The sequence below is a fragment of the Brevibacterium sp. AGC70 genome (assembly GCF_057334195.1).
The window spans coordinates 376,903-384,610 of the sequence record NZ_JBHFIH010000019.1; the positions used below are offsets into that span (position 1 = coordinate 376,903).

Annotated in this window: 6 protein-coding genes; 2 read left to right on the plus strand and 4 right to left on the minus strand. The window is 65.2% G+C overall.

Annotated features, from left to right (window positions below; genetic code table 11):
* Together ACE03M_RS19425 and ACE03M_RS19430 are read right to left on the minus strand one after the other, a co-directional pair.
* Nucleotides 1-822: an SDR family oxidoreductase gene (locus ACE03M_RS19425; RefSeq protein ID WP_485935674.1), complete on the minus strand. Its 822-nt coding sequence runs from the start codon at nt 820-822 to the stop codon at nt 1-3.
* Nucleotides 819-2,198, minus strand: a complete 1,380-nt coding sequence (locus ACE03M_RS19430) for a flavin-containing monooxygenase (protein WP_485935676.1) — start codon at nt 2,196-2,198, stop codon at nt 819-821. The genes ACE03M_RS19425 and ACE03M_RS19430 overlap by 4 nt, the downstream gene beginning before the upstream one ends.
* A 48-nt stretch (nt 2,199-2,246) precedes the next feature.
* Between ACE03M_RS19430 and ACE03M_RS19435 the strand changes: the two genes are divergently transcribed.
* A complete protein-coding gene (locus ACE03M_RS19435) occupies nt 2,247-2,978 on the plus strand; it encodes a TetR/AcrR family transcriptional regulator (RefSeq protein WP_485935678.1) in 732 nt (243 codons plus the stop codon).
* Nucleotides 2,979-3,049: 71 nt separating this feature from the next.
* Complete coding sequence (locus tag ACE03M_RS19440; protein ID WP_485935680.1) at nt 3,050-4,315, plus strand: MFS transporter; 1,266 nt, start codon at nt 3,050-3,052, stop codon at nt 4,313-4,315.
* Here ACE03M_RS19440 and ACE03M_RS19445 read toward each other — a convergent pair.
* Together ACE03M_RS19445 and ACE03M_RS19450 are read right to left on the minus strand one after the other, a co-directional pair.
* Nucleotides 4,263-5,213 carry an aldo/keto reductase gene (locus ACE03M_RS19445; protein ID WP_485935682.1) on the minus strand — a complete coding sequence of 317 codons (951 nt, stop codon included), beginning with the start codon at nt 5,211-5,213 and terminating at the stop codon, nt 4,263-4,265. The two genes, ACE03M_RS19440 and ACE03M_RS19445, sit on opposite strands and share 53 nt — an antisense overlap.
* Nucleotides 5,214-5,316: 103 nt before the next feature.
* Nucleotides 5,317-7,662 (minus strand): transketolase-like TK C-terminal-containing protein, encoded by a 2,346-nt coding sequence (locus ACE03M_RS19450; protein ID WP_485935684.1) that lies wholly within the window; start codon nt 7,660-7,662, stop codon nt 5,317-5,319.
* Nucleotides 7,663-7,708: the final 46 nt, after the last annotated feature.

Here is a 7,708-nt window from a genome sequence, read left to right on the forward strand (position 1 = left end):
TCAGAGTTCGGCAGTGAAACCGGCTTCGTAGTCCCGGCGCTGGTTCTTGCGCGCATCGACCTGATCGGGGACAAGACCGGCGAAGATCCTGTCGCGGATCGGCGTCGGCAGGACCTCCACGACCCGGATCATGGGGCCGAGGAACCCCGGAACCGTGACCTCGAATCGGGGCCGGACAGCGGCTTTCACCACGGCCCGAGCCACCTCGGCTGGGGTGAGCAGCTTCGCCGCACCGGGAGAGGTTCCGGCCGCCATCGTCGTGTCGACGACCACGGGCATGATCGACGTGACGCGCACACCCTTGCCGCGCATCTCCGCCCGCACCGCCTTGAGGTATCCAAGCACACCGTGCTTCGTCGCAGCATAGGTCGCCTCCCCAGGGAGAGGCAGGATAGCGCCCGCTGAGGCCACGGTGATGAGGTGGCCCCGCCCTCGCGCCAACATGCCGGGAGCCACCGTCTTGATGCCGTTGATGACTCCGAGCAGGTTGACCTCGACCTGTGCCCGTGCCGCCGATGCGGGTTCGTCGGTGAAGGCGCCGGCCCACATCAGGCCCGCATTGTTGACGAAGATGTCGATGGGTCCGAATTCATGAGTCACCTCGGCCAGGAACGCATTCAGACTATCCTGGTCCGTGACGTCGAGCCTGCTGGCGTGGGCTCTCAGCTCCGCGGCAGTCTCTTGGGCGGCGTGCAGGTCGATGTCGCCGATGGCAACCTTCGCCCCGGAAGCACTGAAGGCGGCCGCGATCTCCCGGCCGATACCGCGGGCTCCGCCGGTGATCGCCACGACCTGTCCTGTCAATGCCTGTGTCCGGTTCATGCCGCCACCTTTCCTCTGCGCAGTTCGCGCTCCAATTCCAACAGATAGTGGTCGAAGTCGACCTGCATCGTGTGCCTGGGAGAATCGTAGAACGCGCGTTTGTTCCGCCGGTCATCCTCATGCATTCGCCGGGTCATCTCTCGCTTGTCTGGCAGCTCGTACTCGCCGGTGAGCACCTTGGCGACCAGTCTGCTCTGAGCCTCGGCCAGCGGCATCACAGCGCCGACGGGCTGGAGCAAGCCGATGAAGAACAGACCTGGCCGATCAGGATGGATCATCCGTTTGAACAGCGGCAGATCGTTGCCCTCTGCTGAGATCAGGTCTGCGTCGAAGAACGGGAACTTCACCCGATACCCCGTCGCCCACACGATGAGAGCGGCTGGAGCTTCGCTTCCGTCGGTGAACACCACTCGGTCTCCGTCGAGTCGTTCAATGCCCGGTTTCACCGTGATCGCACCGGCACCGAGGCGATCCCTGATCGAATCCGACTGCACCGGATGCGATTGGCCCGGGGTGTGCCCCGGGGTGGGCAGACCGTATCTGCGCAGACCTCCGGAGAGCAGGGCGGCCACGCGCAGGCGAATGCTTGTGGCCCACCACGGAGCCCAGCTCGGCAGGGTGATCTGGTCGGCGGCCATGCCCAAGATGGTCTTCTTCAACACCCATTGGCCGCGGCGGATCGAAAGGTTGACGCTGCGCGCCCGGTGGGAGCCTTCGACCGCGATGTCCATCGCGGAGTTGCCTGCACCGACGACCACAACAGCGCGGCCCTCGAGCTGGTCTCCGCTGCGGTAGTCGTGGGCGTGGATCTGCTCGCCGTCGAAGTGGCCCGGATACTCGGGCTCGGGCCAGCGTGCATCCCAGTGATGACCATTGGCAACCATCACCGCATCGTAATGGCGAGTCTCGACTGCTTCTTCGTCCGGGGCGCCGACGGCACGGATGTCGACATCCCACCCTTCGTGCTCACCCCGGCGGACATGGGTCACCTCGGTGTCGTAGGTGATCGTGTGGCCGAAGCCGAAGTGCTCGACGTAGTCGCGGAAGTAGGCATGGACTTGGTCGTGGCTGGCGTAGGCCGGGTACTCCTCCGGCATCGGGAAGTCGGAGAACGCCATGCGCGGGCACGAGGTGTTGATCTGCAGGGTCTCATAGCATGCGCTGACGCCGTTGGGGTTGTCGAAGAGCCAGTTCCCGCCGAATTCACTCCCCTTCTCGAAGCAGTCGAAGGGGATTCCCGCGGTGTAGAGAGCTTTGGCTGCGGTGATACCGGAGGACCCGGCACCGATGACGCACACCCGCGGCAGTGCGGGGTTCGGGGGGATCTGGGCGCTGACCCTGGGGGCACGATGCTTCTGTCTGACGTTGTAAGGCATGTCACATAGTCTGCCATCTAAAATCTAAATTTTCACTATAATGGGAAAATGACTGATCGAGCGTCCGCGGATTCCTCCCCCACCACCTCGACGAAGCTGTGGCGTGGAACCTCGCGCGCCGACCGTGATGGGGCACGCCGTCAACGCCTCCTCGAAGCCGCCCTCGAGTTGTACGGGACCCTCGGCTTCCGCGCCACCTCGATCCAGGCGCTGTGCCACGAATCCGGGGTCTCGAGCCGCTCCTTCTACGAGCTCTTCCCTTCCCGGGGCGCGAAGTCGGGGCTGGAGGCACTGTCGGCCCAGGAAGCACTTCTCGAGCAGCTCTACGTCATCCTCAATGAGGAGATCACCGAGGCCCTGGCGACGCTGACGTTTCCCGCGCATGCGCCCCTTCTCGACACCACCGTCCACGTGGTATCTGCAGCGCTCATGCCGATGCTGAGCGACGAGCGCAAGGCTCGCGTTCTCGAGATCGAGACCGTCGGGGTCAACGATTCGCTCGAGGCAAGGCGGCGGGAGACGATGCGCACGATTGCGACCGCCGTCGATGCCGCGGTCGCCCATCTGCGCAGCGTCTATGACCTGCCGATCCGCGACACGCCCTCGGTGGCAGGTGGTGCGGACCTCACCAGCATCATCCTCGTCGGTGGGATCACCGAAGCACTGGTCCAGCGTGTGCACACTCCCGTTGAGGAGCGAACGTCGACCGCCGAATTCCTCACCCACATCGCCGAGGTTGCTCTGCGCGCCCATGGGGTGTCTGCAACCAGCGGGGCATGACATCATGAGACCTTGATCGAACTGAACGGGCGCGAGTGTGGCCCGACCATGGGCTGGTGATCGGGGAGACAATGGCTGTTTCGAAATCGCGGCTGGGGCGAGGCGCAGGCGTCGCCATCGTGGCTATCGTCGTGGCCCAATGGTTCGGAACCTCCCTGTGGTTCAGCCCCAGCGGCGCAGTCGACGGGCTCGCGGCCTGGCTCGGATCGACGCCGGGACAGTTCGGGTGGCTGATCGCGGCGACCCAGATCGGCTTCATCGCGGGAACTCTGCTGAGCGCGGCGACCGGGGTGGCCGATCGCTTCACGCCGGAGAGGATCTTCATCGTCGCCAGCCTGGCCGGTGCTGCGCTCAACTTCGCCTGGACGTTCGGGCCCTCAGATCTCGTGCTCGTCTGGATCTCTCGCTTCTTCGTCGGCGTCAGCCTCGCTGGGATCTACCCGATGGGGATGAAGATGATCGTCAAGCGGGCTCAGGCGAAGTCCGCCCAAGCATTGGCCTGGCTCGTGGCCATGCTCACACTGGGCACCGCGATGCCTCAGTTCCTCTCTGCCGTCGGTGCTTCGTTGCCTTGGCAGTCGATCATGTGGGGGTCGTCGGCTCTGGCGGTCGTGGGGGCACTGCTCATCGGGGCAATCTCCGGGCGCAGGGCCACGCAGCCGCCTCAGTCGGCACAGCCGGCGAGCGCACGGTCTGTGTCTGCGACGGCCGCCGACGATGCTCCGCTGCGCAGATTGTTCCGGGACAGGATGTTTCGCGCCGCCGTCTTCGGGTATCTGGGCCATATGTGGGAGCTCTACGCCTTCTGGGCTGTGGTCCCCACGCTCGTCATCTCGGCACTGGCCGATCCGAGCAGCCCCACAACGCTCGCCGCCACCAGCTTTCTCGTCATCGCCGCCGGGGTCATCGGCTGTGTGGCCGGCGGAATGGTCAGCCGCAGAACCGGCAGCGCCGCAGTGGCCGCATTCGCGCTCGCCGGCTCGGGGCTGATGTGCCTGATCTATCCCCTGCTGCCCGACGTCGGCACTCTCCTCATCGCAGCCCTGGCGCTATGGGGCCTCCTCGTCATCGCAGATTCTCCGCAGTTCTCGGATCTCGCCGCAGGTCATGCTCCATCAGAGCTGACCGGAACGGGGCTGACGGCGATGAATTCCCTCGGCTTCGCCGTCAGCGTCATCAGCATCGTCATTCTGCAGAGCCTCATTGCCGACATCGGAGTGGCCGCTGTGTGGATTCTGCTGCCGGGTCCGATCCTCGGCCTGGTGGCGATGCGACCGCTCCTGTTCAGGCGAAGGGAGACGAAACCCGATCGAGGCGCGAGAGGTCCTCGGGACTGAACTCAAGGTCCGGGGCCGCCATCAGGGCATCGAGCTGTTCGGGTGTGCTCGCCGAGACTATCGGGGCGGTGACTCCCTTGGCCAGCAGCCAGGCGAGCGCAACGGTTGCCGGTGCGACGTCATGGGCTTCGGCCACAGCATTCAGCTCATCGACGGCTGTGAGGCCATCGGCGTTGAAGTAGCCCTGCACCATGCCGCCGCGGCTGGCTCCCTCAAGGTCTGCCTCTGTGCGGTACTTTCCGGTGAGGAATCCGGCAGCCAGGCTGAAGTAGGTGAAGACACCGAGGTTGTGCTCATCGGCCAGCGGCTGCAGCTCGGCCTCGTAGTCGCGGCGGAACACGAGGCTGTACTGAGGCTGGATCGCCACCGGCCTGGCCAGGTTCTCCTGCTCTGCCACGGCCAGCCACTCGGCGAGACGGTCCTTGGAGTAGTTGGATACGGCGACATGCTTGGCCTTACCGGCACGCACGATCTCATCGAAGACTCGGGCCACCTCGGCGATGGGGGTCACCTCATCATCGCGGTGGGCGTAGTAGAGGTCGACATGATCGGTCTGCAGTCGCTCGAGGGAAGCATCGATCGCGGTGCGGATGTACTCAGGGTCCTGCGTCTTGTGATCCGGATGGTCACCGACCTTCGTGGCGATGACGACCTTGTCCCGGTTGCCGCGGGTGGCGAGCCAGGTGCCGATGATGGTCTCGGACTCTCGCCCGGTGTTCCCGGGCACCCATGCCGGGTAGGACTCGGCTGTGTCGAGGAAGTTGCCGCCGGCGGCGACGAACGTGTCTAGCACGGCGTGTGATCCGACTTCGTCGGCGGTCCAGCCGAAGGTGTTCGTGCCCAGGTTGATGGGGAAGATGGCCAGGTCTGTGCCGGGGATCTGTAGCTGCTGCGTCATCATGCTCCTGTATCTGCGAGAGTCGGATTGCCTGCTCCTTGCAACGATGATCGCGGGAGGATTATTTCCCCTGGTCGGCCCACCGCACCTGCGGAGGTGCTGCTCAGCTGCGGACTGCGTCGAGGGCCGCGAAGACGATCGATTCGGTGTCGATGCCGTGATAGCGGTAGACGTCGTCTATGTCGCCCGACTGTCCGAAGGTGCTCACGCCCAGCGCCACATGTTCGACCTGATTGATCGTCGCGAGGAATGACAGCGTGTGCGGGTGGCCGTCGAGGACCGTGACCATGGGAACCGCGTTCGAGGCAGGGAACACCTGATCAAGGATCCATCCACTCCCACCAGCGGACCCCAGCGCCGGCGAACGGCGCTGCCCGGATCTCAGTGCACGATAGAGCAGTCCGGGGCTCGTCACGCACACGACCTCGGCCTCAATTCCCATCTCCGCGAGTCGATCGGCGGCCGCGAGCACCTCGGTCATGAGCGCGCCCATTCCGACGAGCTGCACGACCGGTCGGGTCGAGGATCTGAGCCGGTAGGCCCCGGCGATGACCTGCTGCCGGCGACGCTCCCGTGCGGCAGGATCCGCGGGAACGCGGGCCAGACTCTGGTCGACGGCGCGGGTGGACAGGCGCAGGTAGGCCGACTCGCCGCCAGGCTTTCCCATGAGCGACATCGCGTGCAGCAGCGACCATTCGACGTCCTGCGCGAAGGCCGGCTCATACGTGACCAGCCCCGGCACCTCGATGCCCGTCGACGGAGTGGTGATCGACTGGTGCGCCCCACCTTCCGGTGCCAGCGTCACTCCGGATGGAGTGCCGACGAGGATCGACTGGCCACCGGCATAGATGCCGAATGTCCACGGTTCAAGCGCACGATTGACGAACGGGTCGTACATCACCCCGATCGGGAACAGCGGCTCGCCCCAGCGTCTCCACGTCGCACCCAATTCGCCGAGAAGTCCGACGAGGTTGGTCTCGGCGATGCCGAGCTCCATGTGTTGGCCCTGTGCCGATTCGTTCCACTGCAGGATCGTCTCCGCATCGTCGGCGAACCAGTTCTGGGCCGCATCCGCGCTCCACACACCGACCTTGTTGACCCATCCGCCGAGGTTGGTCGTCGATGACACATCGGGACTGACGGTCACGACTCGGCGGGCTGTCTCCGGCGATTGCCGACTGAGGTCCATGAGGACCCGACCGAGCGCCGACTGCGAGGACGAGGTCCCTTTGTGCCTCCGTTCCAGGTCGCGGGGAAGCTCGACCGGTGCGGCGGGCGCGAATTCGGGGCGGGTCAGTCGCTGTGCGGCCTCGGCCACGACTCGACTGGCGGGGGTGTCGGGGTCGAACCGCGACCACGGTGACTGCGGATCCTGGCCGCTGAGCTCGGCCAATGCCGAGTACTCGGCCGCGTCGATGAGCGCCGAGTGATTCTGGGGATGACCGGAGCTCGGCAGCCCGAATCCCTTGATCGTGTAGGCGATGACCGCGGTGGGACGAGAGTCGTCGATCTGTGCGAAGGCCTCGAGCAGGGTCGGAATGTCATGACCGCCGAGGTTCCTGATCGCGGCCAGGAGCGTGGCATCGTCGAGATCGGAGATGAGGGCATGAAGCGCTTGAGGGCTCTCGCTGTCACCGTCGCCGTCGCTTCCTCCTTCTCCGGGCAGACGAGTGCGCAGTTCATCGGCGCTGCAACGCAGGATCCGCTGATACTCGGGGTTGGACATCGTGAGGATGCGCCGGCGCAGCGCGTCCCCGCCCTCACGTGCGAAGAGATCTTCGAGCAGACGCCCGAACTTCACCGTGATGACCTGCCACCCGGCGGCCTCGAACGTCGCCTCGATCCGTCCGGCGGCGATGTCGGGGACGACGCGGTCAAGCGACTGCCGGTTGAGGTCGATGATCCACACGATTTCGCCGAGATGCTTGACTCCGGGATCGTTGACGGCTTCCCAGACGGCTCCTTCGTCGAGTTCGGCATCGCCGACGAGTGAATACTGGCGTCCGGTGCCGATGTCGCGCAGGCTGGAGTCGACGTAGCGGCGGGCAACGGCTCCCCAGATCGGGGCAGTGGCACCGATGCCCACTGATCCCGTCGAATAGTCGGCCGGGACCGGGTCCTTTGTGCGACTCGGGTAACTCTGGAGGCCGCCGAACTCCCGCAGCGTCGTCATCTGCTCGTCATCGAGTTCCCCGAAGAGATAGTTGATGGCATGCCACACGGGACCAGCATGCGGTTTGATGCTCACGCGGTCCTCGGCCCGAAGTTCGTGGAACCACAGCGCGGTCATGATCGAGGCGATCGATGCGCATGAGGCCTGATGGCCGCCCACTTTGAGGCCGCTCAGGTTGGGCCGGACTCGGTTGGCGTGGTGGATGATCGAGGTCGAAAGCCACAGGATGCGGTCATGGATCTCATCGAGGGCCTCGAGAGCAGAGCGGTCGGACACGTATTCCTCCTTGAATGAACTGTCTGGCGCGTGCGCCGGTCCATGT